Genomic DNA, 23,941 nt, shown 5'->3' on the forward strand with positions numbered 1-23,941 from the left:
GAGGTTTTTTTTCGCCTATCGCCAGCCGAGAGCGCTCACGTCACCGGGCCTTGCAATCGGTGCCGCGGGCCTACCGGCACATACCTAACCAGTCGTAGACCTATTTATTTCCATAATATTTGTTCCGATATTTCGATTCTGAGTGTTTCCACACCATTAATTTGTGGTTTTTAGTCTCATAAATCACACAATATCGGGCCTTTGTCCGATGACGGACTAAAGTGCATCTCCTAGACTGCCCCCAATGTCATGCACATCCAGTCGTGGGTGCGTTCTTGAGCATTTCTTCATACGAAAAGGAGACAGGATTCATGCCGAATGAGCGCAAAAGCAAGCGCGGTTTCGCGGCGATGGACGCCAACAAGCAGCGCGAGATCGCCAGCAAAGGCGGAAAGGCTGCGCACGAAAAGGGCACGGCCCACGAATTTACGCCCGAGGAGGCCCGCGAGGCGGGGCGCAAGGGTGGCGAGGCCGTGAGCCAGAATCGCGAACACATGGCGGCCATAGGGCGCAAGGGCGGAGAGAGTTCCCATGGAGGGTGGGAGAGCCGACCCCGGCAAGGCGGCGAAGCCTATTCCGATGGACACAAGGGCGAGCCGCAGGTCAAGCGCGGTGAAGGCGAGGAAGCGGAGAAGGCGACAACGCCCCACAGTGGGCCGAAAAGCGGAAAGTCCTCGTAAGGCCCGCGCGCGGCCGCTCCGGCCGCGCGGATTTTTGCCTCTTTGCTTGCGACCCCGCCCGAATCGACGCCCTTACGCCTTTCGCCCCGCCATCCGAAAAGGCACAACTGCCCAAGCCTTCGCTTGGGGAGCAGTGTTTTGTGATCAGCCATGTGGCCCGCCTTTCAGGCGTCGTTCGATCATCATGGCAAGCCGCCATTTAAGCGCACGTAACACTTTGGGGCTCTTGGTCCAGCTGTGCGTGGAGCGAATCGCATGGTCTATGACGCGCAATACCGCCGGTCGCCCATACAGGCGCGAGGCCATGTGCAGATATTCGTAGTCCTGGTACCCGGCTCGTATCATCATGAGGCGTATGCTCTGTATGGGAATATCGCGCTTGCCGCCGATCACCGATGGCAGACCAGGGTAGAAAAGCGTGCCGTCACCGTTTCCCCCGAAATGGTACTGGTCCTTCCAGGGATTCTTACGGCCCATGCTGAAACCGATATCCGTGTCGTAATACAATTCTCCCTGCATTTTATACTTCCAGGTAAGCCACGGCATGATGCGATTGTAGATGGCAGGCTGGTCTATCATGTAGCTCGGCCATCCGAGACTGCTGCGCCTGCCAACCACCCAGCAGCCATGGCTCATGCACGACTGGTACCACCAGAGTTTCAAGTGATAGCGCTTGGCTACGCGCCCAAGCAGGGGCCGCTTGTTGACATCGTTGAGTCCGTCCACGTCGTTTATGACAGGACACAGGATGCCGAAATCCTTGAGATCGAGCCTGTGTACATGAATGGTCGTCACCATTGGCAGTATGGCGTGCGTGGCACGACGGATGATCGCTGCGCGCCGATCGGCAAGCGCGAACTGCGCTGGCGTATGCGGCTCGTCGACTCCCAGCGCGTACAGGCCGACATGCCAGTGCTCGTGCCGGAAATGGCGCGCCCATGCCCGGAAATAGGCGACCTGCTCGCGCGGCGGCATCTTGTGATAGAACACATGGGTCAACCAGCGGACGTCGGTCATGCGCCATCGGGCACCATGGGCGGCCTTGCACCCGGTCATGAACGGCCGCACCTCCTTGTCGTATTCATGCCAGTTCAAGGTGAGTCGGCCGTGCGCCCAGTGCATGGGCGCCGGTATGCCGGAGCCCCCGCTCAGGGCGATGCGATCCTTGAGTGCCGCAATGTTGAAAAGCTGGGTCAGATGCATGAGCTGGGTGTTCGACAGCCGCCCATAATGGCCGCGGAACACGAGCGACAGTGGCGCGCCGTCGAAACCGAAACTCGACGGCAGAGAGGATGTCGCGGGGATAGCAAACGGCAGGACCCGCAAACGCACGCGTAACACCCGCACCTGAACGTGCCCATGGGTGCGGATCATGACCGCAACCGTACCCCGGTAGCGACCGGCGCTCACGGTCCGCGGCACATAGATCTCGATCCAGAAAGACTGCGTGAACCGCGCCGGTACCGCCCATGGCAGGGCGTTGCGCCGTTCATGGTAATAGTTATCGACCGTCGGGATCAGGGCGTCGGGCCATAGACCCACGGGGGCCACGACATTGGTAGGATGCACGGTCCTTATGAAGGCCTCCCGATAGACCGTCATCTGCCAGCGGCCGATCGCGGAGGCATGATCCTCGAGCGCGGTCGGCACGATACGCAGCACCCGCAGCGGATGGTCGGCCCTGACCGAGATCTGCAAGGCGGCGTATTCGCCATGGGCCGCGAACAGGTGAATCACCGATCGCACCCGCGCCGGGGCATCGGGACGGATCTTGTGCGTGCTGTGCGAGAGCCACACGGACACCTGAGCGTGGGCGGCGACTGCCCACAAGAGGCATACGGCGAGCGCCGCGACCCTTAGGAGGCCCGCACCGACATGCGCGCGCGCCGGGTCCTGGCCGCCAGCAATCGTGCGTGCCACACGACTATGCGCGCGCCGCCGCGGTCGATACGCGCATTCGCTATCGGCATTCTCTGGACCGTGGATCCCGTCCTGCCGGCAAGGCCATGCACACTGTAATCGATCTTCCATAACTGCCCTCTTCGTGCTGGCCCGTCGCCGTCTGCGATCAGGCTGTCTTATACGACGTTTTTTTGATTCGTATTCCGAGTTCCGCGGCATACGAACGGCTCGCGTCCGAGATCGTGTAGTGCGTCCGGACCAGTTCGCGCGCGGCCTCCCCGAGCGCCCGGCGCCGGCTGCCATCGCTGGCCAGAGCGGCGAGCGCGTCGGCCATGGCCACGGCATCCCCCGGCGGCACCAGTATCCCGGTACACCCGTCCTCTATGATCTCGGGGATCGCGGTAATCCGTGTCGCGACGACCGGCAAGGCGGTGGCCATGGCCTCCAGAACCGCTATCGGCAGGCCTTCATGGCGTGAACTCAAGACGTAGATATCAAGCTCGCGCAAGAACGCCGGGACGTTATCGCAGGACCCATGGAAACTTACGAGGCCGCGCAGACCCAGCGCCTGGGCCCGCTCCTTCAGATCCGCAGCCAGCGGTCCGTCGCCTGCGATCTCGGCAAAAAAACGCACGTTCCGGGCCTTTAAGAGGGCCAGTGCCGCCAGCAAGGTCGGGTAATCCTTTTCCGCAACCAGGCGGCCCACTGCGCCGATACGCACCACGGGACAAAACGCCGCGCGCGGCGCGCCCGGCTTGTAACGATCGATGTCCACGCCATTATAGATGGTGAGCAGAAGCTCCGGGGGGACACCGAGGGTCGTGAAAAACTCGGCGAGGTTGCGCGATACGCAGGTAAAGCGCGTCACCAGCCGACTCACGACCGGGAGCAGACGTTGCATCCATCGCGTGCGCGCGATCGTATAGGCGGAATGCTCGGTATAGACGATGTTGAAGCAACCCGCGAGATAGGCAGGCACAAGCACGTTGACCAACGACCCGAGATGATGCGCGTGGATGGCCCGCGGCCTTGTCCGATAGAAATACCGCGCTGTGCGTAGCCAGCGCCCGAAGAGCCGATGACCGCCGATATCGAGCAGATCGTAGGGTATGCCGGCCTCCTCAAAGACCTTGGTCAAGGCCCCCGAGCGCTCGTAGAGGCAGCAAATGCGCGTCTTGATACCACCAGCCTGCCACTCCTTGCAAAGATTGAAGGCCAGCATCTCCGAACCCCCCACCAGGGGCGCGTAAATCACCTCCACCACGACATCCTGCCGCTTCATAGACCCCTCACCCGATATCCTCCCCTGCCCGAAGGCCGGAGATCCCGGCACCGCGCGGTGCCAGTGCCTGCTTCATCGTGCGTCGCTCCCCGGTGTCCCTTGGAGGCTGACGCGCACTCCGCGGGTTTTAAGATGCCGCGAGTCCCGCGACGCTTTTCCCGTGTTGCCGCAACCACTCCGCGCCAGAGGCCATGGCCATCCCCGCCTCGCGAATATGGATGGCAGCGCCGATGTCCCAACCGCGTTCCGCGGTGCCGTCCAGGCGCGTCCCGATGCGCGCCGCCAGGGCGCGCGGCGGCGGAATGCATCGGCCGCACGAACATCGTGTGCAGCCCGCATAGAACCGCTCTACCGGGACCTATGTCCACCCCCACCCATGGGTTTTGGGCCCCCACTGACGACCGATCTCCGATGCGCCGGCATCGCGCATGGCCCACGCCGGGCCGTGGTTCTCGGCCATCCGCGATCTCTCCCCGGAGCCGTGCACGCCCCTTCTGGCAGCCCCCGGCCGTGGCCGGCCCCGCTATTGTGCCGGGATCGATGACATCGCGATGCCCAGGAATCGCCGTCATACACCGATCCTTTGGCGCGCAAGAGCCGCGCGGTCCGCGGTGGAGGAAGCGGAATGCGGCTCCCACAGAAGATCCTCGCAAAGCCCCATGAAATCCCGCGCGCGCATCTCCCAGGATTGCGCCGCCGCATACGCCCGGCGCCGGGCCTTGTCTGCTGGATCGAACGGGTAGCGGGAAACAACCGCCTCGAGGGTCGCCAGATATGGCTCGTGGCCGCGCGCGCGGTGCACATGGTGCTCATGCGCCGCGAGCTCCGGGATCGGGACCGACACGACCTCCTGGCCCAAGGCCAGATATTCGAGAAGCTTCAAGGGATTCACGTAGGCCACATGCTCGTCGTCACGGTAGGCCACGAGGCCCACGTCGAACACCTGTATGACCGACGGCAGGTCGGCATAGGACACGGGCCCGACGGCATGGACATTAGGCAGGCGCTTTAGTGGTGCGATATCCTGCTCCTCCTTGCCGACCAGCACCAAGGAGGCCTTGGAAAAACGCCGCGCGATCTTTTCCAGGAGCTCGATATCGACACGCGCCCCGATGATGCCCTGGAACCCTATGATTGGACGCGGCAGGGCCGACAGCGCCGCCGGCGGGGGGCCCGGGTTTTGGAAATGCGCGACATCCACCCCTTGCGGCAAGTAGATCGGCCGCCGGCCTTGCCAGGTCTTGCTGTCTACGAGCGCCTGCGCCGTGACCACGGTGGCATCCGCGCGCGCCAGCATCAGCCGTTCACAGACCTCGATCAGTCGCGCATCCGAATCGTGCATGCGTGCGTAGTCGTCCATGCAGAAATAGATGGTGGCATCGGGCCGAAGGCTGTTGGCAAGCGCCACCACCGCCGGGTTGGTGGCCACCAATACTATCTTGTGTCCGGGGAAGCGCGCCAACAGCGGTCGCAACTGGCGCGCGATGAGCCATCCGTTGACCGATCGCACCGACGGCAGTCGGTGATAGGGAATGGCGCGCGGATGAACGACCAGCGGGCCGTCGTGCTCGCGACGTGACGTCGGTCGCAGTGACGCCCAGCCCTTATGGACGGCACGCACGACATCGTGACGTGACAGCCGGGGACTGCGTTGCGCGATGCTATTGATCCAGATCACCGGATGGTTACGCACCACGACCCCGATGATATGGGAGAGGCTGGAAGGGTGGCGCCCCCAATCGGGGCCTGCGGCCACGAGCAGATAACGGCGCGACGGGCTCACTTGACCTTCTCCCAGCGCACCGATAATCGTCCTGCAAGATAATAGTACGACCCGGCGACCGCGGCCCAATTCAAGAGGCAGAAGGCATACGGAATATTGAGCCATGGGTGCTTCGAGCGCTGCACGAACACGGCGGTCAGGGCGAGCCCATAGAACAGGGTCTGGGTCGCCAGTACGACGGGGCGCAGAGGCCATGGCAGGCCAAAGGTGCCGACCAGCATGAACACGAGCGCGTAAGGAACCAGCAGGCGAAATACCTTGTGCGACCAGAACTGCCAGGCGATCGGGCTTTGCGGCAATAAGAGCCGCCAATAGCGGGCGATGATCTGGTAGTTGCCAGCAAGCGTGCGGCGCTTGCGTATGAACTCGTGACGGCTGCCCTGGGTCGCCCGCTCGAAGGCAAACGCGCGTCGCTCGTAGCCGACCCGGTAACCCTGCCTTATGACCTCGAGCGGGATGGCAAGATCATCCAGTATAGTGTCGGCCGGCATCGGCTGAAACAACGCACGGCGAATGGCATAAGCGGGTCCTGTCACCCCGACCACCGATCCCACGACCGCCTCCAGGGCGCGGATCGCCTTTTCATAGCGCCAATAGGCGCCGAGGCTGCGGCTAAATCCGGTATGCAAGGCCACGAGCCCGAGTTCGCCGGAGACCGCCCCCATGGCCGGATCGGCAAAACGCGCCACCAGCCGCGGCACCGTGTCCTCGTCGAACATCTCGCCTGCGTCGGTCATGATGACGATCGGCTCACAGACGAGACTCATGGCATAGTTGACAGTCGCCATCTTGCCCGACCGTGCGCTCCTGCCAATTACGGTAAGCCTGGGGTCCGACACCGAACGGGCGGCAGCCACTGTGGCGTCCGACGAACCATCGGACACCACCAGCACGCGCAGTCGTTCGCGTGGATAATGCGAGGCCAGAACGGTACGCAACTTGTCAGCGATCGCCGATTGCTCGTTGTAGGCCGGGATCACGACCGCGACCTCGGGAAGCGCCGAACCCCAATGATAGACGGGACCCGGTCGACGCAGCCGCGCCAACACCCATAAAAGAGCCGGGTAGCCCACATAGGTATATGCGGTGAACGCAAACGCCGCCCAGAACATCGCGCTCATATGGCCTCCAGGACGCGACTGTAGAGGCTCTCGAAACGCTCGACACGCCGCTCCGGGGAGAAGCGGGGGTAGAGCGCCTCAGCGGCCTTGCGGCCCATGCGTACGGCCTTATCGGGATCCCCCATGACCGATGCCATGGCGCGCGCCAGCGCGATGGGGTCGCCGGGACGCACAAGCAGGCCCGACACACCGTGGATTAGCATCTCGGGCACCGCGCCCACCGCGGTCGAGACGATCGGCAATCGCCATTGCATCGCCTCCAGGATGACATTGGGCATGCCTTCACGATAAGACGGCAACACGAGCATATCGATATTGGCATAGATATCGTCGGTGCGCGCCACATGCCCCAAAAAGCGCACGCAACCCCCCACACCCTCGTTTTGCGCCTTCTCCTGCAACACGTCCCGGTCCGGCCCGTCACCGGCCACTATGAGGGTGAAGCGGGCCCCCTGGCGCGCCAACCGACCCGCCGCCTCCAGCAGCAGCCGCTGGCCCTTCTCGCGGCTCAGACGGCCGATACATCCGATCACCCAGCCCCTTGTCTGCCAGGCCTGACGCAGCGTCTGGCGTGCCACCAGGGCCTCCGCGGGGCGCTCGACGGCATTCTCGATGATGGCGAGCTTGGCCCTGTGGCGGGGCCGGAGCATGCGCTCGGCGAGCTCGCGCGACACCGACACGATGATATCCGCGCGCCTTGTCAGCGCGCGGTCGAGGCGATGGTACAGTCTCACCTTCAAATTTTCCTCGGTGGTTCCATGCATGAACGCGATCCAGGGGCGTCCCGACAGGCGCTTGACCGCCAACCCGAATACCGCCTCCTTATAGCCATGGGTCTGTATGATCGCGCCCGGCGGGTCGAGGAGCTCACGCAATACCGCGAGCGGTCGCAAGTCCCAGTGATGGCGTTGGCGCAGGATGGTGACGGGTATACCGCGCTCACGGGCGGCGGTGATGAACGGCGATTCCGTTTCCTTGGCGTCGGCAAAGGTGCACAGCACGACCTCGAACCGGCCACGGCGGTGCAGCTCCGGTATCACCTGCAAAAGGCCCTTGGCGGGCCCCCCCACGACGCGCGTCGATATCAGGACCACGACGCGTGGCGCCGTACCGATACGGGGATAACGCCTAAGAGTCGAGACCTGCATGTCACACCTGCCCCGAACGCGCCTGGCGCGATCGACCCGGGGGTCCGGACAGCACGCGTGCGGGATTGCCGCCCACCACGCTGTTTGCGGGGACGTTCTCCACCACCACGGCGCCTGCCGCCACAATCGCGTTTTCTCCTACGGTCACGCCTTTCAGGATCATTGCGCCCATGCAGATCCAGGCGCCATCTTCGATCACGATCGGCCGGCTGCTCGCCGGCTCCGCAGGCAGGCCCGCCGCCCGTTGTATGGGGTCGCGAGGATGGCTGTCATAGGCAAACAGCGAGACCCTGTTGCCTATCAAGACATCGGACCCGATGGTGACATCGGCACCGACCGCGACCGAGAAGTACGACCCGCAATGGCTACGGTCGCCTATGACCAGCCGCGGGTTATCGAATACCTTGGCCCCCACCAGCGTCGATGTGCCATGCATCACGACATTCTCCCCAATCTCCACCGAAAGCCCGCCCCATATGGCCGGGATACCGTCGAATAGGCACAGACCACGCCCGCAGACCCGGCACTGGCGACGGAACAACGGTTCGTCGTAGAGCTTGCGCTTGACCCAGCCGCCGACGTGGCGCCGCGCCAGGCGCTCCTTGGCCAAAAAGGCATAAAGCAAAGGCACCTCCGGGACATTCAGGCGCTGTATCCCCTTGTAACCACGGTACAGGGCATCGGCCAGCGGTCCCTCGCGCCTACGCACCCGGTCGAGATATGACATTCCCTTCCCTCATGACGGTATAGCGGTATACCCGGTCGGCGGCGATGATCGCCCCCATTTGTATGTACAGGATCACGGCATACGCCTCTGACAAGAACGATGCCGTCACGAAGTACGCGAACAGGGCCAGCACCAGGGATAGACCGATTCGCGACATATCCTCGCGGGTCCCATTCTTGCGCAGCCGGTTGGCGGTCTGCATGCCGCGCTTTAGCAGGGTCAGGAACACGATTCCACCCAGGATCCCAAGCTCTGCCGTGGCCTCGAGAAGTGCGTTGTGGGCATCCATCCACCGCTCACCGATCACGTCTTCCACGATGTGTCCTTCGGCGATCGGGAAATTGCGCATACCCACGCCAAGGGGATGCGTCTTTATGATCTTCAGGCCGCGTTTCCAAATCGCGATACGCCCGGTACGCGCCGTCAGGTTGTAATCGTTTTGAATGTGTATCAGCGTACTTACGGCATGGTGGACCTTGGGCGGACCGAACTCGTAGGCGCCGACCACGACCGCCAGGGCCAGAAACACGCCGCCCACAATGGCAAGCCCCGCGCGCCGTCCGAACCGTATGTACGTGTACAACATGAGCACCGCCGATAGGCCGAGATAGCTACCGCGCGACACGCTCATGAAAATCGAGAACGCGAGCATGAGTCCGGCCGCCCACTTGAGTACCTTACCCACACCGCTTACCGGCAGGCCAAGCAACATGCCAAAGGCGATCACAGACGTCATCGCGATCTCATTTTTCCCAAGATGCACGATCGTGATCTTCTGATCCCCGTAATGCAGGAGAATCGCATCCAGAATCAGGGTATTGATGATGATCGTCCACAGCAGGCGGCGCATGTCCTTGGGAGTCCTTGTGGTCACGATCAGCAACACGACCAGGACCATGTCCTTCAGATAATTACCGAATAAGAAATGCGCGCTCCCGCCCGGCCACACCGCGATCGGTATGGTCACAAGACCCATGACAAATAGCCCCATGTAGGCACGCATGATCGGATGGCTCAAAACCCCTTCCTTCCAGCCACCGCCTTCGAAGAGCAGCGCCAGAACGGAAAGACCGATCATGACCTTGCCGATCTCGAAATGCCCGAGATGCGGAAGATTGCCGATCTTTGCCAAAAATACGAACATGGACGCCAGGGTCAGGCGATGGGCCAGCGGCGTCTCGATGATACGTGCCGTCTCCCAGGGACGAGGCGCCCTGCCCGGCCCTGGTTTCGTGTGCGCTGCTTGCGGCATCAGCATTGTCTATTCCTCCTTGTCGATTCAGCTTTCAACGCGCCCGAGGGCCAGACGCCAGGAACGCGGCACGGACCACACGCGCAGCATCGCCCCAAGACCCAAATAGGCGATGCCCATGAACCATGGCGCAACCGGGAAAAATGCCAGCGCCACGAGATAGGCGATGGCGGCGCGCATCAAAAGATGGGATGGCAAAACATCGATCCCGCGGCGCTTCATATCGAACCGCTGGACCACGGTCAGCACCGTCCAGCGCAGGACCACGGCCCATGCCACGCCGATCAGGCCGAAGGTCTGCGTCAGGAAAAACACCGTCAAGGCATAGAGGGCGAGCGCCACGACCTGGGCACGCATATTGCTCGTCGCCGAATCGCGCGCCACGGCAAGACTCGACTGCACGAGTTCGACGGCCTTTACGAGAATCACCGCGCTGAGCACCGCGAACACCGGAAAGGCCTGCGTGTAATTGCGGTTCAACATAAGCGGCATGAGCCACGGCAGTACGGCGGCCGCGGCAAGACCCATAAGCGGCAGGACGGCGAGATTGACGCGCACGATCTCCAAGGCCTTGGCGTGACCGGCACCGTGATCGGCCTGGGAAAAGTGCGACAGCAATACCCGCGAGAGCATATGGACGGGCTTGTTCAGCACATTGAACAAAGTGAGCGCCATGACGTAGACGCCGAGATCCGCAAGACCCAGGACGTGGCGTATCACCAAACGATCAGCAAGCTCCCCGATGGCGAATACCGAAGACCCCAGAAACACCGGCAGCGCCGTGCCCCAAAATGCCCGCCGCCAGGCACCGGGCCAGCGCAATCGCGGCAGTCTTCGGGTCAAGGCATAGCCTACCATGGCAAAAGCCGTGCTATAGGCCCCCAACACCTGACCGAGAATGGGGGCCCAATAGCTGTGATAGGCGAGCAGCAGGACGAATATCCACGCCGAGGTCGCAAGCGACGCAAACACCAGCGCCAATGCCTCGCGTCGCCTCCATAGGCGTGCGCGCGCGGCACTCAAACCGACACTGAAGATCTGGTACGCGGGCAGCGTAAACAGGGCCGCGGCCAAGACCTTGAACGACAGGAGATAAGCCACGCCCGCGGCGACATACAAAAGGCCCGAGATGCCGGCCAGTCGCAGCATCATGAACGTGAGGAATTCCCCGTCGTCCACCGCCCCGCTCGCCACCCACTTGACGGTCGCGGGCGCAAGCCCAAAGCTCGATGCATAGGCGCCAAACAGAAAATACGCCTGAAACAGGCCATAGATCCCAAGATTGGCACGCGACATGTCGCGGCTTATGAGGACCGTAAGGCCGAAGGTCACGATCGAGGCCGCGACGTTGGCACCATACAAGGTGCCTGCGTAACGCATGATTTCGCGAAGCGTCACCGGACCCCCGCTTCGGCATCCCGCCACGCATCCGCTGCGACCGGCGTCGCACCTCGTGCCCCAAGTCCATTCATCCGAGATCTCCGCCCATCCGTGGGCTGTGAGCGCGCCCTAGCCGGCCGCGACTTCGGCCTTGTCCGCATAGCGCAGGAATCGTGCCGGATTGCCGATCGCCGTCGCGCCACTCGGCATAGCCTTGGTGACCACGCTTCCGGCCGAAACGATGCACTGACTACCGACATCGGCCATGATCAGCGATCCCTCGCCAAGCCAGCTCCCATCGCCGATCCGCACCGGCTCCAGATACAGGTCGTTGGCGCGAAAGTCACGCCCCCGCCGGCCGCCTCCATGCTGGTACTTGCCGCTCAATACCGACACCCGGCTTGCCACCATGACCCCGTCGCCGAGGCGCGCCGTCCCTATGATGGTAAAACTTCCGATGCCCACCCCCTTTCCGACCTCCGCCTCCGGGTGGGAAAAAAACGAGCCGAACCCGACCGCCAGATCGCAATGGCACGCCTTGAGCGTCTTCATGTAAAACGATGCCCGGAGAACCTGGCCGACGCGTCCCGGCCACAGGCTCAAGAACTTCGCCGAGACATCGAAGGCCCGCTCCGAGCCCAATAGGCGGTAGGCTAGGACCGACGGTATCCAAAACGGCCATGTGACAAAATGGACGAGTGATACGACTACCGCCTTCACTTCGTATCGCATGGCGTTTCAATGTCCCCCATAAGGACCGGGGCCTCATGTAAGTAACGTGTCGTCCGGCGCTTGGCCTCGATATCGGCATAGATGCGCGCGGCCGCCACTTGGTCCAACCCCAGGGCGACAGCGAGTTCGGCGGCGCTGCGGCCCGCATCCCGATAGGCGAGCGCCACATCGAGCTGCGCGTAAGGCAATGCGAAATAGAAATCCTCCTGTTCCTGAGGCAGGCTGTAGGTATCGCTCGTCGGGACCGACTCCACGATATCGCGCGGCAGGCCCATATGCCGGGCAAGCCCATAGACCTGGGTCTTATAGAGATGCGCTATGGGCTTGATGTCGGCCGCGCCGTCCCCGTTCTTTACAAAAAACCCCTGATCGTACTCAAGCCTGTTGGGGGTGCCCACGACCACATAGTTGAGTCGGTCGGCATGGTGATATTCGACATTCTTGCGGACCCGTTGCTTGAAATTGGTAGCCGCCACAATCGCGAGATATTCTTTGAGGCCCAGGCGCCGCTCGATGCGCCTACCATCGGGCCCCGCCACGATGACATGAAAATGGTTGAATTGCCCGGACAGGCCGCCTGCGATCACAAGCTTGTTACGCCACTCGTCACGATACTCCGGCACCGCGGCACGGATCGCGGCATCGCGTCGCTCATAGCAGTCGAGCGCCACAAGCGCCCCGGTGATGTCCTTGCGCTCATAGGGCACGCCAAGCATGTCCACCACCTGCATGGCGAGCCGTTCGGAATCCGCCGAGGACTCACGCTCTGGCAACAACAACGCGAGCACGCGCTGCGGCCCCAGGGCCTGCGCAGCCAGCGCGCAACATACCGCGCTATCCACGCCTCCCGACACGGCCACCACCGCGCCGCGCCTGCGAAAACGCACCACAGTCTCCTTGAACCGCTTTGCGATCGCCTCTATCTCTCGATCGAAGTCGAGCGCGAGCAGTACGTCTCCACCGAGTTCCTTGGCCGGTTCCATAGGGCGACTCCTAAGCGGTCATGGACGACGCCCGACGGAACGTCTTGCGTGCAATGAACTGCTCGATCGCGTCGAGACTGTCGAGGTTCTCCGGCGTCATTTCCGCGTCCTCGACCCGTATTTCATAACGTTCTTCGAGAAATGCTATGAGCTCGATCACCCCTGTCGAGTCGATGATTCCGAGATCCAAAAACGAGGCGTCATCGGTGAGCGCCGCGTCCTTCAAGCCCATGAGAAAATTCTCCGAAATGTAATCCTTGACGCAATCCCTTACGCTTGTCATCACACGTGCTCCCGCTTTTCCTTAAGAGGTTGTTTTCCCATTGCCGCAACGCCGACCGCCTTGTCTCCTGCCCTGGCGCGCGCCGCCGCGGCAAGACCGGTCTTGCGGATCTTCCCGGTATCCGTCTTGGGTAGCGCCGACACGATGTGCACGACTTTTGGCACCATGTAGCTCTCCAGATATTCATGGCAGTGCCGCACGATATCCCGTTCCGTGACTCGCGCCTTGGCGCCCACCACCACAAAGGCATGGACGGCCTGCCCCAGGACCTCGTCATCCACGCCTATGACCGCGGCTTCCCGGACCGCAGGCATGGCGTACAGGACGTTCTCCACCTCCTTCGGGCTCACCTTCTCGCCGCGACTCTTTATGATGTCGTCCGAGCGCCCTACGAAGTAGAGATAGCCGTCCTCATCCATGTGAAAAACATCCCCCGTGTGCAAGACCCGCTCGCCCGGATAAGGCCCCGATTTCAGGCGTTGCGCCGTCTCCTCGGGGCGCCGCCAATAGCCGCGCATGACATGACTGCCGCGCACCACGAGTTCCCCTACGGAGCCCGGCGGCAGACGCCGGCCATCGGCATCGATCAGGTAGACCTCCTGATTGGGCATGCCCCGACCGACACTGGTCGGGCGGCGCTCGAGCTCTTCCGGCGCCAGGTAGGTCACGCGCTTGCACTCGGTCAAGCCGTACATGGAAAAGATGCGGGCCTTGGGGAAACGCGCCTTGAGCCGCTTGATGTGTTCAGGCGGAAGACTCGCTGCGGTATTGGTGATCGCACGCACGGCCCTCCAGTCATGGGCATCCAGAATGCCCTCGCGTGCCAGCAGTATGGAAAATATGGTGGGAACGCCCGGGAATACCGTGACCTGCTCCTGCGCCATAACCTTCACAACCGCCGCCGGAAACGCAAACGACCGTTCCAGGATCACGCAGGCCCCCACCATGAACCCCATCAACACCTGATAGAGCCCATAGTCGAAGGCAAGCGGGAGACAGCACAAGATGCGATCGGCCGCCGTAAGGCCAAGATACTCCGACACCGATCGCGCCGCGCTCACCATGTTGTGATGCGTCAACATGACGCCCTTAGGCGAGCCCGTGGAACCCGATGTGTAGATGATCGCGGCAAGATCCTGATCAATCGTGGCCACCTCCGGACACGCGCCGGCCGACGCCGCCTCGTCCAGTATGCGGGCACCGCACCCCGTATCGCGCTTGTCGCCGCCATTGACGATCACTATTGACGGCCGGTACGTTTCCCAGGCGGTTTCGTAGACCGATCGCAGGTGGCTGTCGCCTACGAACGCAGCGGCCTCGGCATCCTTGAGAATGAATGCCAGCTTGTCGGACTTGGTGAGCGGATTGACCGGTACCATCACCGCCCCTGACTTCAAGATCGCATAAAGAGCGACGACCGCTGCCACAGAATTGTCCATGAACACCACGACACGATCACCACGCGCCACACCATCTTTTATCAAAGACGCGGCCAGCGCATCGCTACGTTGGTGGATTTCACGATAGCTGGCCCATGTACCTGCCGCTACCAGCGCCTGCGCGTCCGGATTCTCCATGGCCCTTCTTACAAACGCATCATGCAGCAGCATCATGGCTCCCATTCATCCTGCCAACACAGTCGGCAACTCATCCATCATGCGCACCGCGGAGGCATCACGCTCCACGAACTGCTCGTGAAGAAGCATCGTGGAATAAATGCCCACGAAGGCCATATTGTCCGCGAAGCCTATGGCTTTACCCTGGCGGCACTTCTCAAATAGCTTACCGGCGGCCTCAGCATCGAAGTATCCGACCTCTAGTAGTCGCTTTTTTTCAAAAGCGTGCGCCACGCCTTCATCGGGGATCCCCTTGTGAAAAAAGCTTGCGCTATCTGGGGCCCGGTACGGTTGCTTGGGCCGGTCGCAGACGACGTCGGGTATACGTCCGCGCCCCAGGCGCTTTAGGATGTACTTCTCCTTCAAGCCCATGAGCTTGTAGCGCGATGGCAGCCGATTGGCATACTCAATGACCTTGGTATCGAGAAACGGCACGCGCGTCTCGACGCTATTGGCAAGCGCGACCCGATCCCCTTGCGAACTGAGAAGATAGCCGGACAACAGCGTACGCGCCTCGATACACTGGTCGACGCACAGGGTGTCCCAGGCTTCGTGGTCGGCCGGCAGTAACGCCCGCCCCTCCTCCGCGTAGTCGAAATCCATGGCCGCCCTGAGATCGGGATGAAGAAATTGCAGGCTGCGCCGCGTCGTCTGCCATCGTGGCCAGTGCCCGAAACCCGGATAGGCGGCCTGATCGAGCCCCTGCCCGAAGAACTTTTGCGCATAGGCCGCGGACGTCGCCGGATGGGCGCTCAGGTAAGGATAGAGGCGTGCGAGGAGCGCCGGGCGCATACGCGATTGCGGCACGCGCGCCCAGAAGCGGCGCACGCGTGCCTCACGGAAAATATCGTAGCCGGCCAGCGTCTCGTCGGCACCTTCCCCCGTCAGTACGACCTTGATTCCGGCCTCATGTACGTGGCGCGACAACAGCATCATGGGGACCGGCGCCGTGCGCAGTATCGGGCTCTCGGCATGCCATACGGTGCGCGCGAAGGCCTGGGCAATGTCCCGGGTGCCCACGGTGACCTCGGTGTGACGCGTACCATGGCGGTCCGTGACCGCGCGCTGGTAGCCTCCTTCGTCAAATTCCCGATCCGCAAAACGCAGGGAGAACGTTGGTGGCGGGGCCTCCATAATCTGCGTCATGTACGCGACGATCATGGCGGAGTCTATGCCACCGCTCACATAGGCGCCGACCGGCACGTCGGAGCGCACCTGGCGCGCGACCGCCGCTTGCAGGGCCCCATCCAGGCCGGCGAGACATTCCTCGAACGTGCGTCCGTCAGCGGCCGCACGTCGCGCGAACGCCCAATCCCAGTAGCGATGCTGGCTTTGGCGGCCGTCGGCCTCGAATACCACGACACATCCCGGCCTCACGCTCTGCACGCCGCCGAACACGCTGCCGGGTTCGGGCACACCCCAATAGGTAAAGACCCGGGCCACACCGCCCCAATCCAGCGTGCGCGGGATCTCCGGACAGGCGAATAGCGCCTTTACCTCCGAGCCGAAATAGAGGCGCGCGTGCGCGCGGTGGAAAAAAAGCGGGCGTATGCCCACCCGGTCGCGCGCCAGAACCAACCTTCGGCGCCTGACATCCCAGAGCGCAATGGCGAACTGCCCGTTCAGGTGGCGGGGAAAATCGTCGCCATACTCCTCGTAGAGATGCACGATCACCTCGGTGTCGCTGTGTGTCGAAAACGCATGTCCGCGCTTTTTGAGAAGGCGTCGCAACTCGATGTAATTGAATATCTCGCCATTGAACGTCACCCACACCTGGCGATCCTCGTTCGCCAGCGGCTGGGTACCGCCGGCAATATCGATGATGCTAAGCCGCGCATGGCCCAGGCAGCAGCGACCATCGATATAACAGCCCCGGCCATCCGGACCGCGATGGTTAATACGCTCCACCATTCCGTCCACCTCGGCTGCTGCCGGCGGCCTTCCACCAGAAAAAGCCACTATTCCCGCTATACCGCACATACGCCGCCCTCTCAAGCGTGGTGGTTGACCTGAAGCTTCTCCATCTCAGCGCTTATCTGCTTCAGGAATTGTTGGATCTGGTTCTCGCTCACTCTAAGCGATATCCGATTACGCCTCTGAAGTATGGTCACCATGCTTTTCAATAGTGTCTCTATGTCGTCCAGACGCGGCTCCATGGACGCCACGGCCTCGGCGATCTCCTTCAGGTCACGATCGCGCGCTCCGGGGTTGCCGTCGAAGCCCATGGATGGCATCGGCCGAGGCGCCTGGCGCGAACGGGCGCTAAACGGCTTCCATTGGAGCTCGAGCACCGCGGATTTCACGGTAGCGTCATCCACCCCCGCGCTATCGTCGGCAAAGGCGCAGGTAAGCGCCGTATCACACAGGGTGTTTATGAGGCGCGGTATTCCGCCCGTGTACTCATAAATGGTCGGGATCGCGTCGCGCGCAAACAGTGCCTCGGGGTTCGCAGAACCGGCTACGCGCAGCCTGTGGTAGACATAGTCTGCGGCTTCGGCCTCGGTGAGCGCCGCAATATGAAAACGCAACCGCACCCGCTGCGTGAGCTGCTCAAGACCCGGGGCATCAAGGGTCTCGTTTAGTTCCGGTTGGCCGACCAAAATGACATGGAGGAGCTTTTGTTTTTCCGTTTCCAGGCCCGACATCATGCGGATCTCCTCCAGGACCCGTCTGTTGAGGTTTTGGGCCTCGTCGACGATGAGCACGAGCTGCTTTCTTTTCAGGAAGCTCTCGACGAGAAACGACGACAGCATGTCCATGAGCTCGACCTTGCCGGCGTTGAACGGGTTCAGACCGAACTCGACGAGTACCGCCTGCAGAAACTGCGTCTCATCCAGCTGCGTCTGGAAGATCTTGGCCACCACCACATTGTCATCGAACTCTGACAGAAGCTTTCTTATAAGCGTCGTTTTGCCGGCCCCCACCTCGCCTGTTATGACGACGAAGCCGTCGCGATTACGGATGCTGTAGTCCATGTAGGCCTTGGCGCGCGAGTGCCCCGCGCTCATGTACAGAAAATCCGAATCCGGCGTGATCTGGAACGGCTGCTCCTTCAAATGAAAATGGTCGAGATACATGGCTAATAGAAGATCGCGTTGGTGTAATGAACGAAAGGATCCGTCCGCATGCGATTGGGGTTCGTGAGATACGATATACCCACTATCGCCCGCCACTCGGTATAGGAAAGCACCGAGTCCGTGCTTATGCCCCGGTCGTACATCCCCTCGAGGCTCACGCTCAAGGTCGGGGACAGGCGATAACGGACGCGCATTCCGCCACCGTAATCGCGCGTATTGGCGTTGTAGTTCAAGTAGTGGACCTTGACGTAGTCCCCAAATACGGAATCTGTCAGCCGGTCGGAAAAGTCATAGCCAATATTGAACACGCCCCCTTGAAGCTGCTGACTCAAGGTCGCGGTCAAATAGCGGAGATGCTGCCAAAAGGCCGTGACGCGATCGACGCCATAGGGACGGCGATACTCGTAACTGAGGTTCGCCATACGCCCGTAATACAGGCCCCCGCCCACGATCTGTGCGGGATTCGTGGCGATCGGCACGATCAGGTTCGGCGCCGGCGCCTCGAGCAGCGCATAGCGGCCGGCATCCCCGTAGCTACGATCCGCCGATGCCGTGAGCCGCGAACGCGGACCCAGGCGGTCGGTAAGGGCGATACGCGCAAGTGTGCCGCTCAAGACATGGGTCTGTCCGGTCTGCTCAATACGGGTGCGGCCCCCTTGGGCGCTCACCCCAACGCCTTCTATGCGCGTATCGATGCCCAGGAACACGTCCTGGCGCCGGTAATCCGGGTTCACGACGGTATTGTTATAGCGCACCGTCGACGGCACATAGTTTATGGAGGCCTCAGTGGTGTGTGAAAACGCATGCACGAAGCGCGTTTCCGCCACCCAGCGATAGTTGCTGGTGGAATAGGTCGGCGGAATAGTCGACGGCTCCTTCTGGTAATAGAAGTTGCGGTAACGCAAGTCGATCTTGAACGCGTCTATGGGGTCGACATACCACGAGAAATTCGGCCCCGCCGAGAACGCGTTCGTGTTCTGGAGATTCGTCGGCGTCATCACAAACCGCGGATCTATGGGCGCCTGTGTGAATATGTCACGTTCCGACAGGCTAAATATCTTGGGCAGGACGATATAGTGGGTGAGCGAGTTCACCCCGAACAACACATCGTTCCCATAGGTCCCGCGCGTAAAGACACGCCCCATCGCCTCCAGATCGAGATGGGTATCGAGGCGCCGGCTGTGTTTCTGATAGGAAAAGAGCCCGCGAAACACGTTTATGTATTCGTTTTGCCTGTCGGTATTGGATCTGTATATGTTGTTCGTATAAATGCCGTTGTAGCCGAGCCCATACTCGATATGGGCCGCGTTCGCCCTTGTGGACACCACCATAAGGGCGAACGATCCCATACCCAGCACCCTTGCGATGCGGGTGTATTGTTTAGTTTTACGCACGCTGTTAGTTCCAGATGACACGACGTGGCTGCGGCTCGTCGTTGAAGACAACCCCCAGGAACTTTTGCTCGTCGATCCCCTTGGCAGCGCTCCAGATCTGCGACTCTGTCACCTTGCCGTAGGGTACGACCAGCAGCACGAAGTCGGCGATCTCAGCCAGCACGGAGGCATCGGCAGCCTCTGCTGGAGAGGCCGCATCGAGGACGATATAGCGGTCCGGATAGCGGTCCCGTAAGTGCGTAATCAGATCGCGCATGCGCCGTGAGTCGAGATGCTCGGTCCCGGCATCACTCTTGCGACCAGCCGGAATCAACCGAAATCGAGGCAATCCCCCTTCGTGTATGATCTGGCCCACTTCGACATCCTCGGCCTCAAGGTAATCGGTCAGTCCGTAGTGGATGTCGCCGCCCACCAAACGATCCTGCTGAGGGTCGCGCAAGCGGCAATCGATCAACAGCGCGGTCTTGCTCTCGTCGAACGCAAACGCCGCGGCGAGATTCAACGCCACGAAGCTTGCGCCGCCGTCTGGCACCACGGATGTCACGAGCACGACGCAGTTTCGTGGACCCGCATTCTGCAGTATGTGGGTCCGCATCTGCCGGAACGATTCCACCACTCGGGCATCCTCCATTTCTTGGTAGATGATCTTGGCCTCGCTCAGATCGGAGCGCTCCATCTGAAATTTCTGCGACATCCTCGGGATCTGGGCGGTGTAGGCCGCGATATCCTTGGCGCTCAGAATGAGCGGTCTTTCCTGGGCGGCTGCCGAGGCGGTGGTCGGCGTCGTCTGCGTGACGTCGTCCATGGCACGGGCCTTCTGTAATGCTTTTTCGACTTTGCTCATAGTGTTCTACCTGAAAGGACGATGCTGACGGCGATGAATAAAACGCTGAACATAAGGACGCCAAGCCAGTGGACGCTGCGGCGGGCCGATAGTGCCTCACTCGGGGCATAGAGGTGTGGCACTACCGCAAGCAGTGGCAGGTTCAGGGTCTCTGGGATGACTGCCTCGGCGCGCACCCGGGCATCCATCTGACTGCGGCCATAGAGCAGACCGAAGGGCAGGATGAGGCCAAGGGCGATGCCCCCTATGACAAACAGGCGGAACGGAGGCCCTATCGGCTCTATCGGGCGCGTCGCCGGCTCATAGACGCGAAACGAGAGGGCCTGCTGCTGCTTGTTCAGGTTAAGGGACACCCGCGCCTGTTCGCGGCGTTTCAATAGGCCATTCAGGGTCTGGCGATTTGCGGCATAGTCGCGCAGGAGCGTGGACACCGCAGATGACCCTTGAGAGGCGCGCAAGGCCTTCATCTGCGTGCGTAGGAGGGCCTGGGACTCCATGGTTTCAGCCTGCAAGGTGGCGACACGCGCCTGGGTCTCGTCTAGCTCGTGCTCGAGCTTGCGAAAGAATCGACCCGACCCGACCGCGAAGGCGAACGGCTGCTGGCCGGGATGCAGGACCTTCTCGCGGGCCGTTAGATGGGCGAGCTTCGTGCGCAGGCCGTGGATCTCGGACATGAGCGTCTGGATACCAGGGTAGGTCCGGCGGTAATAGAGCTGCAGCTTTTGCAGACGGGCCTCGTCTGCGATCAGACGCGAGCGATCCAGACCTTCCTGGGCAATGATCGAGTTCGTCCGGCCGTGGCCGGTGAGCTCATGCTCCAGGGCGCGCACGCGCCCCTCATCCTCTTTGAGCTCGATCCGGCCCTTGTCGTAGGCCATGCGCAGGTGGGCGATACGCCGCCTTTCGTAACGCGCGAACGTATGGTCGGCATCGAGGGTATTGGCCTTTAGTTTCTTGATCTCCGCGCCTTCGCGGGCGAGGCGGTGACGATAGCTTGCGACCTCCTGATTCAGGAAGGTATAGGCGCCCTGCGCCTGCGCCAAGGCCGCATGCCGGTCTTGCCCGATGAACTGGGCGACGACCGCCTGGGTCAAGTGGTAGGCACGCAGGGGATCGGTATCCTTGAAGGACACGCTTATGAGATTCTTGCCGAGGTCCATGACCGAGGCATTGCTACGCACCGACGCCAATACCCCCGCCGTTTTGCGCGGTGACATGGACTTCTTCAAGAGACCCACCTTGGCCATGGCCGGCATGAGGATCTCACGGCTCGTGATGAGGTCCTGGGCGATCTTGGCGCGCTGCTGGCCGACATCAGGCTGGTAGGCCGCCCCCTTGATGAGCGGCGCTATAAGGCGCTTGTTGTTGACGAGAATCAGGGATGTGGATTTGTAGGCGCGCGGCCATAGCAGTCCCGTGATGGTCGCCAACGCCGTCACCGCGATAAACGTGCCGGCGACGAAGCGGCGGTGCGAGAATGCCTCCTTGCCGAGAATATGGGCGTTCTGCTCGAATGTCAGTCTCATACGTTGTCCTTAATCTCAGATGCGTGACTTAGAGGAGGCGCTCGGGGACGGTGATGATGTCCCCGGGGCGGAGCCGATAGTTGGTGCCAAGCCGTCCTTCACTCAATATGTTGCCGAGCCGCACATGTATGACCCGCTCGGAGTGACCTACGACGCGATGGATCTCGGTGTCATTGGCGGCCGCAAAGGTATTGATGCCGCCGGCGTCCAGAACCGCGTCCAGCACGGTCATGCCGGGTTCGTAACGGAGCGACGCCGGGTGCTCGACGGCACCGGTCACGCGGATCCTGTCCCGGTAACTGTCCTGAACGATATGCGTGACGATGACGGTCACCTGCGGATCGCGCACATAGTAGGCAAGCTTGGTCTTTATGGTCCGCGCGACACCCGAGGCGGTATGGCCGGCAACCAGCACGGAGCCTATAAGCGGCATGGATATACGCCCATCCGGGCGCACCGGGACCGTCTCCGAGAGGCGCTTGTTATGCCACACCGAAATCTTGATGACGTCGGCAACCGCCAGGCGGTAATGGGGAACGGGCGCATGGGCGGTGGCCGTCATGCGCGGGGCCCCGCCCGCCGTCGACATCGGGGCCTGCGCACAAGCACTCAAACCCGCCAGCGCGAGAGTGGCGACTAATAGCTTTGGCTTCATCTGTTCCATCCTTGGCTGCATCTTCCTTGTGAGGGCCTTTCAACATTATCGCGGCAGGCTCATCCCTTATATCCGACCAAGGTCCGCCCGCGAGACCTGGTATCTAGCGTGCACCGTCCTGGAAAATCACGACCTGTACCGTCTGGAAGAGGATGATCAGATCCAGAAACAGGGTGTTGTTCTTGACGTAGTACAGGTCGTACTTCAGCTTTTCTATGGCGTCCTCCACCGAGGCGCCATAGGGGTAGCGTACCTGCGCCCAGCCTGTGATGCCGGGCTTTATGGTGTGGCGATAACCGTAATAGGGGATGTCGCGCGTGAGCTTATCGACGAAAAAGGGGCGTTCGGGGCGAGGCCCCACGAAACTCATGTCGCCTCGCAGGACGTTGAACACCTGGGGCAATTCGTCGATCCGCACCTTGCGGATAAACGCCCCGATGCGCGTCACGCGACTGTCGTTGTGGCTGGCCCACTGGGGCGTCCCGTCGTTTTCGGCATTGACGCGCATGCTGCGGAACTTGAACAACGGAAACACGCACCCGGCCTGGCCGACCCGATCCTGCCGGTAGAGCACTGGGCCATTGTCCTCGAATTTGACCAGGACAGCCGTGATCACCATGATCGGCAGGCACACGATCAACAGGGCGATACTGGCGGCGACATCAAAGATACGCTTGATCCAGGTCTTCAGTATCCCTTGCTGGAAACCGTCGGCAAATACGAGCCAGCTCGTGTTGAGCGACTCCAATTCGATCCGCCCGCTCTCGCGCTCGAAAAACGTCGTAAGATCCATGACGCGGGTCCCGGCCAGCTTGCACTCGAGCAACTCATTGACCGGCAGGGTCTGTCTGCGATCCCGATTCCCGACCACGATCTCGGTGACACGATAACTGCGGGCGATGGCGGCGAGCGGCTGATCGCTGCGCAACACCAGTGGGCCGCCCCTGTCTTCCCGCTCACCATAGGGCATGAAACCCACGACCTGAAAACCGGGGCGCCCGGGACTCCCTTGGGCGAGCGCTTGAATGGCGCGCGCGCGCCTACCGGTGCCCAATACCAACACCTGGCGATGGACGGCCGCGCGGCTGGCGACGGCCAGATACATAAGTCGTGTCAGTATCGTCCCGCACAGGGCCACGAGTACCACCGAGGCCAGCACCGCCGGCGGTAGTACCAGCGAAGGCAGGATGGGCAGCAGTGTGCAAAAGACCAGAAAACCCATGGAGAGGCTCACGACAAGGCGCGGGAAATAGCCCCACTGCCCCTCTTTGAGTTCACGCTGATAGAGGCCGAACGCGGTCATGACGACCCACATCACGACTACGAACAGCAGTGCCCTGCCAGAGGTCGCGGCGAGATGGGCCGGCGTTGCGAATCCGCCGTAACGGACCTGCGAACCCAAGTACAGCGCGCCCCACAAGACAAATACCTCGGAAAGCCCCAGGATCACGAGACCCTTGGGCAGGTAATGCCGGAAGATACGAATCACGTTACGTCCCTGTAACAGCTCAGCATGCCGCCATTTAGCGGCGCCGGCCGTCGCAAGACAATCCGAC

The 23,941-nt window shown here is 61.7% G+C and carries 20 protein-coding genes; 1 reads left to right on the forward strand and 19 read right to left on the reverse strand.

Annotated features, from left to right (window positions below; translation table 11 throughout):
• Nucleotides 1–311 precede the first annotated feature (311 nt).
• Nucleotides 312–680: a KGG domain-containing protein gene (locus ACYCTF_RS06270; protein WP_461284708.1), complete on the forward strand. Its 369-nt coding sequence runs from the start codon at nt 312–314 to the stop codon at nt 678–680.
• 144 nt (nt 681–824) lie between these two features.
• On the opposite strand, the gene ACYCTF_RS06275 is transcribed toward ACYCTF_RS06270, so the two are convergent.
• The 19 genes from ACYCTF_RS06275 to ACYCTF_RS06365 form a co-directional block, all read right to left on the reverse strand.
• Nucleotides 825–2,711: a DUF4091 domain-containing protein gene (locus tag ACYCTF_RS06275; RefSeq protein ID WP_461284709.1), complete on the reverse strand. Its 1,887-nt coding sequence runs from the start codon at nt 2,709–2,711 to the stop codon at nt 825–827.
• A gap of 37 nt (nt 2,712–2,748) precedes the next feature.
• Nucleotides 2,749–3,864 (reverse strand): glycosyltransferase, encoded by a 1,116-nt coding sequence (locus ACYCTF_RS06280; RefSeq protein ID WP_461284710.1) that lies wholly within the window; start codon nt 3,862–3,864, stop codon nt 2,749–2,751.
• A gap of 568 nt (nt 3,865–4,432) precedes the next feature.
• Nucleotides 4,433–5,647 (reverse strand): glycosyltransferase, encoded by a 1,215-nt coding sequence (locus ACYCTF_RS06285; protein ID WP_461284711.1) that lies wholly within the window; start codon nt 5,645–5,647, stop codon nt 4,433–4,435.
• Nucleotides 5,644–6,768 (reverse strand): glycosyltransferase family 2 protein, encoded by a 1,125-nt coding sequence (locus ACYCTF_RS06290; RefSeq protein WP_461284712.1) that lies wholly within the window; start codon nt 6,766–6,768, stop codon nt 5,644–5,646. Before ACYCTF_RS06290 ends, ACYCTF_RS06285 begins: the two co-directional genes overlap by 4 nt.
• Nucleotides 6,765–7,916 (reverse strand): glycosyltransferase family 4 protein, encoded by a 1,152-nt coding sequence (locus tag ACYCTF_RS06295; RefSeq protein WP_461284713.1) that lies wholly within the window; start codon nt 7,914–7,916, stop codon nt 6,765–6,767. The genes ACYCTF_RS06290 and ACYCTF_RS06295 overlap by 4 nt, the downstream gene beginning before the upstream one ends.
• A 1-nt stretch (nt 7,917) precedes the next feature.
• Nucleotides 7,918–8,643 carry an acyltransferase gene (locus ACYCTF_RS06300; RefSeq protein ID WP_461284714.1) on the reverse strand — a complete coding sequence of 242 codons (726 nt, stop codon included), beginning with the start codon at nt 8,641–8,643 and terminating at the stop codon, nt 7,918–7,920.
• Entirely contained in the window at nt 8,618–9,901 is a 1,284-nt protein-coding gene (locus ACYCTF_RS06305) for an O-antigen ligase family protein (protein ID WP_461284715.1), read from the reverse strand. Before ACYCTF_RS06305 ends, ACYCTF_RS06300 begins: the two co-directional genes overlap by 26 nt.
• Nucleotides 9,902–9,922: 21 nt before the next feature.
• Nucleotides 9,923–11,293, reverse strand: coding sequence for a lipopolysaccharide biosynthesis protein (locus ACYCTF_RS06310; RefSeq protein ID WP_461284716.1), 1,371 nt, complete (start codon nt 11,291–11,293; stop codon nt 9,923–9,925).
• 111 nt (nt 11,294–11,404) lie between these two features.
• Nucleotides 11,405–12,007, reverse strand: a complete 603-nt coding sequence (locus ACYCTF_RS06315) for an acyltransferase (RefSeq protein WP_461284717.1) — start codon at nt 12,005–12,007, stop codon at nt 11,405–11,407.
• Nucleotides 11,992–12,990 carry an NAD(+) synthase gene (nadE, locus tag ACYCTF_RS06320; protein ID WP_461284718.1) on the reverse strand — a complete coding sequence of 333 codons (999 nt, stop codon included), beginning with the start codon at nt 12,988–12,990 and terminating at the stop codon, nt 11,992–11,994. The genes ACYCTF_RS06315 and nadE overlap by 16 nt, the downstream gene beginning before the upstream one ends.
• Nucleotides 12,991–13,000: 10 nt before the next feature.
• Complete coding sequence (locus ACYCTF_RS06325; RefSeq protein ID WP_461284738.1) at nt 13,001–13,273, reverse strand: acyl carrier protein; 273 nt, start codon at nt 13,271–13,273, stop codon at nt 13,001–13,003.
• A complete protein-coding gene (locus ACYCTF_RS06330) occupies nt 13,273–14,886 on the reverse strand; it encodes a class I adenylate-forming enzyme family protein (RefSeq protein WP_461284719.1) in 1,614 nt (537 codons plus the stop codon). The genes ACYCTF_RS06325 and ACYCTF_RS06330 overlap by 1 nt, the downstream gene beginning before the upstream one ends.
• Before the next feature lie 9 nt (nt 14,887–14,895).
• Nucleotides 14,896–16,869: an asparagine synthase (glutamine-hydrolyzing) gene (gene asnB, locus ACYCTF_RS06335; protein ID WP_461284720.1), complete on the reverse strand. Its 1,974-nt coding sequence runs from the start codon at nt 16,867–16,869 to the stop codon at nt 14,896–14,898.
• Between the two features lie 11 nt (nt 16,870–16,880).
• On the reverse strand, nt 16,881–17,966 hold the full coding sequence (locus tag ACYCTF_RS06340; protein WP_461284721.1) for an ExeA family protein: 1,086 nt from the start codon (nt 17,964–17,966) through the stop codon (nt 16,881–16,883).
• A gap of 2 nt (nt 17,967–17,968) precedes the next feature.
• Nucleotides 17,969–19,315 carry a hypothetical protein gene (locus tag ACYCTF_RS06345; RefSeq protein WP_461284722.1) on the reverse strand — a complete coding sequence of 449 codons (1,347 nt, stop codon included), beginning with the start codon at nt 19,313–19,315 and terminating at the stop codon, nt 17,969–17,971.
• A 49-nt stretch (nt 19,316–19,364) separates the two neighbouring features.
• Nucleotides 19,365–20,204 carry a P-loop NTPase family protein gene (locus ACYCTF_RS06350; protein ID WP_461284723.1) on the reverse strand — a complete coding sequence of 280 codons (840 nt, stop codon included), beginning with the start codon at nt 20,202–20,204 and terminating at the stop codon, nt 19,365–19,367.
• On the reverse strand, nt 20,201–21,730 hold the full coding sequence (locus tag ACYCTF_RS06355; RefSeq protein ID WP_461284724.1) for a hypothetical protein: 1,530 nt from the start codon (nt 21,728–21,730) through the stop codon (nt 20,201–20,203). Before ACYCTF_RS06355 ends, ACYCTF_RS06350 begins: the two co-directional genes overlap by 4 nt.
• Nucleotides 21,731–21,758: 28 nt before the next feature.
• Complete coding sequence (locus ACYCTF_RS06360) at nt 21,759–22,385, reverse strand: XrtA/PEP-CTERM system exopolysaccharide export protein (RefSeq protein ID WP_461284725.1); 627 nt, start codon at nt 22,383–22,385, stop codon at nt 21,759–21,761.
• 103 nt (nt 22,386–22,488) lie between these two features.
• Entirely contained in the window at nt 22,489–23,874 is a 1,386-nt protein-coding gene (locus ACYCTF_RS06365; protein ID WP_461284726.1) for a TIGR03013 family XrtA/PEP-CTERM system glycosyltransferase, read from the reverse strand.
• Between the last annotated feature and the right edge of the window lie 67 nt (nt 23,875–23,941).

The organism is Acidiferrobacter sp., assembly GCF_054609335.1.

What these genes read in the sequence shown, in the direction of transcription:
- ACYCTF_RS06305 (WP_461284715.1), bottom strand. Translation starts at nt 9,901, where the DNA reads ATGCTGATGCCGCAAGCAGCGCACACGAAACCAGGGCCGGGCAGGGCG.
- ACYCTF_RS06295 (WP_461284713.1), bottom strand. Translation starts at nt 7,916, where the DNA reads ATGCAGGTCTCGACTCTTAGGCGTTATCCCCGTATCGGTACGGCGCCA.
- ACYCTF_RS06325 (WP_461284738.1), bottom strand. Translation starts at nt 13,273, where the DNA reads ATGACAAGCGTAAGGGATTGCGTCAAGGATTACATTTCGGAGAATTTT.
- ACYCTF_RS06340 (WP_461284721.1), bottom strand. Translation starts at nt 17,966, where the DNA reads ATGTATCTCGACCATTTTCATTTGAAGGAGCAGCCGTTCCAGATCACG.
- ACYCTF_RS06290 (WP_461284712.1), bottom strand. Translation starts at nt 6,768, where the DNA reads ATGAGCGCGATGTTCTGGGCGGCGTTTGCGTTCACCGCATATACCTAT.
- ACYCTF_RS06300 (WP_461284714.1), bottom strand. Translation starts at nt 8,643, where the DNA reads ATGTCATATCTCGACCGGGTGCGTAGGCGCGAGGGACCGCTGGCCGAT.
- ACYCTF_RS06315 (WP_461284717.1), bottom strand. Translation starts at nt 12,007, where the DNA reads ATGCGATACGAAGTGAAGGCGGTAGTCGTATCACTCGTCCATTTTGTC.
- ACYCTF_RS06270 (WP_461284708.1), top strand. Translation starts at nt 312, where the DNA reads ATGCCGAATGAGCGCAAAAGCAAGCGCGGTTTCGCGGCGATGGACGCC.
- ACYCTF_RS06280 (WP_461284710.1), bottom strand. Translation starts at nt 3,864, where the DNA reads ATGAAGCGGCAGGATGTCGTGGTGGAGGTGATTTACGCGCCCCTGGTG.
- asnB (WP_461284720.1), bottom strand. Translation starts at nt 16,869, where the DNA reads ATGTGCGGTATAGCGGGAATAGTGGCTTTTTCTGGTGGAAGGCCGCCG.
- ACYCTF_RS06360 (WP_461284725.1), bottom strand. Translation starts at nt 22,385, where the DNA reads ATGAAGCCAAAGCTATTAGTCGCCACTCTCGCGCTGGCGGGTTTGAGT.
- nadE (WP_461284718.1), bottom strand. Translation starts at nt 12,990, where the DNA reads ATGGAACCGGCCAAGGAACTCGGTGGAGACGTACTGCTCGCGCTCGAC.
- ACYCTF_RS06355 (WP_461284724.1), bottom strand. Translation starts at nt 21,730, where the DNA reads ATGAGACTGACATTCGAGCAGAACGCCCATATTCTCGGCAAGGAGGCA.
- ACYCTF_RS06345 (WP_461284722.1), bottom strand. Translation starts at nt 19,315, where the DNA reads ATGGGATCGTTCGCCCTTATGGTGGTGTCCACAAGGGCGAACGCGGCC.
- ACYCTF_RS06275 (WP_461284709.1), bottom strand. Translation starts at nt 2,711, where the DNA reads ATGGAAGATCGATTACAGTGTGCATGGCCTTGCCGGCAGGACGGGATC.
- ACYCTF_RS06330 (WP_461284719.1), bottom strand. Translation starts at nt 14,886, where the DNA reads ATGATGCTGCTGCATGATGCGTTTGTAAGAAGGGCCATGGAGAATCCG.
- ACYCTF_RS06350 (WP_461284723.1), bottom strand. Translation starts at nt 20,204, where the DNA reads ATGAGCAAAGTCGAAAAAGCATTACAGAAGGCCCGTGCCATGGACGAC.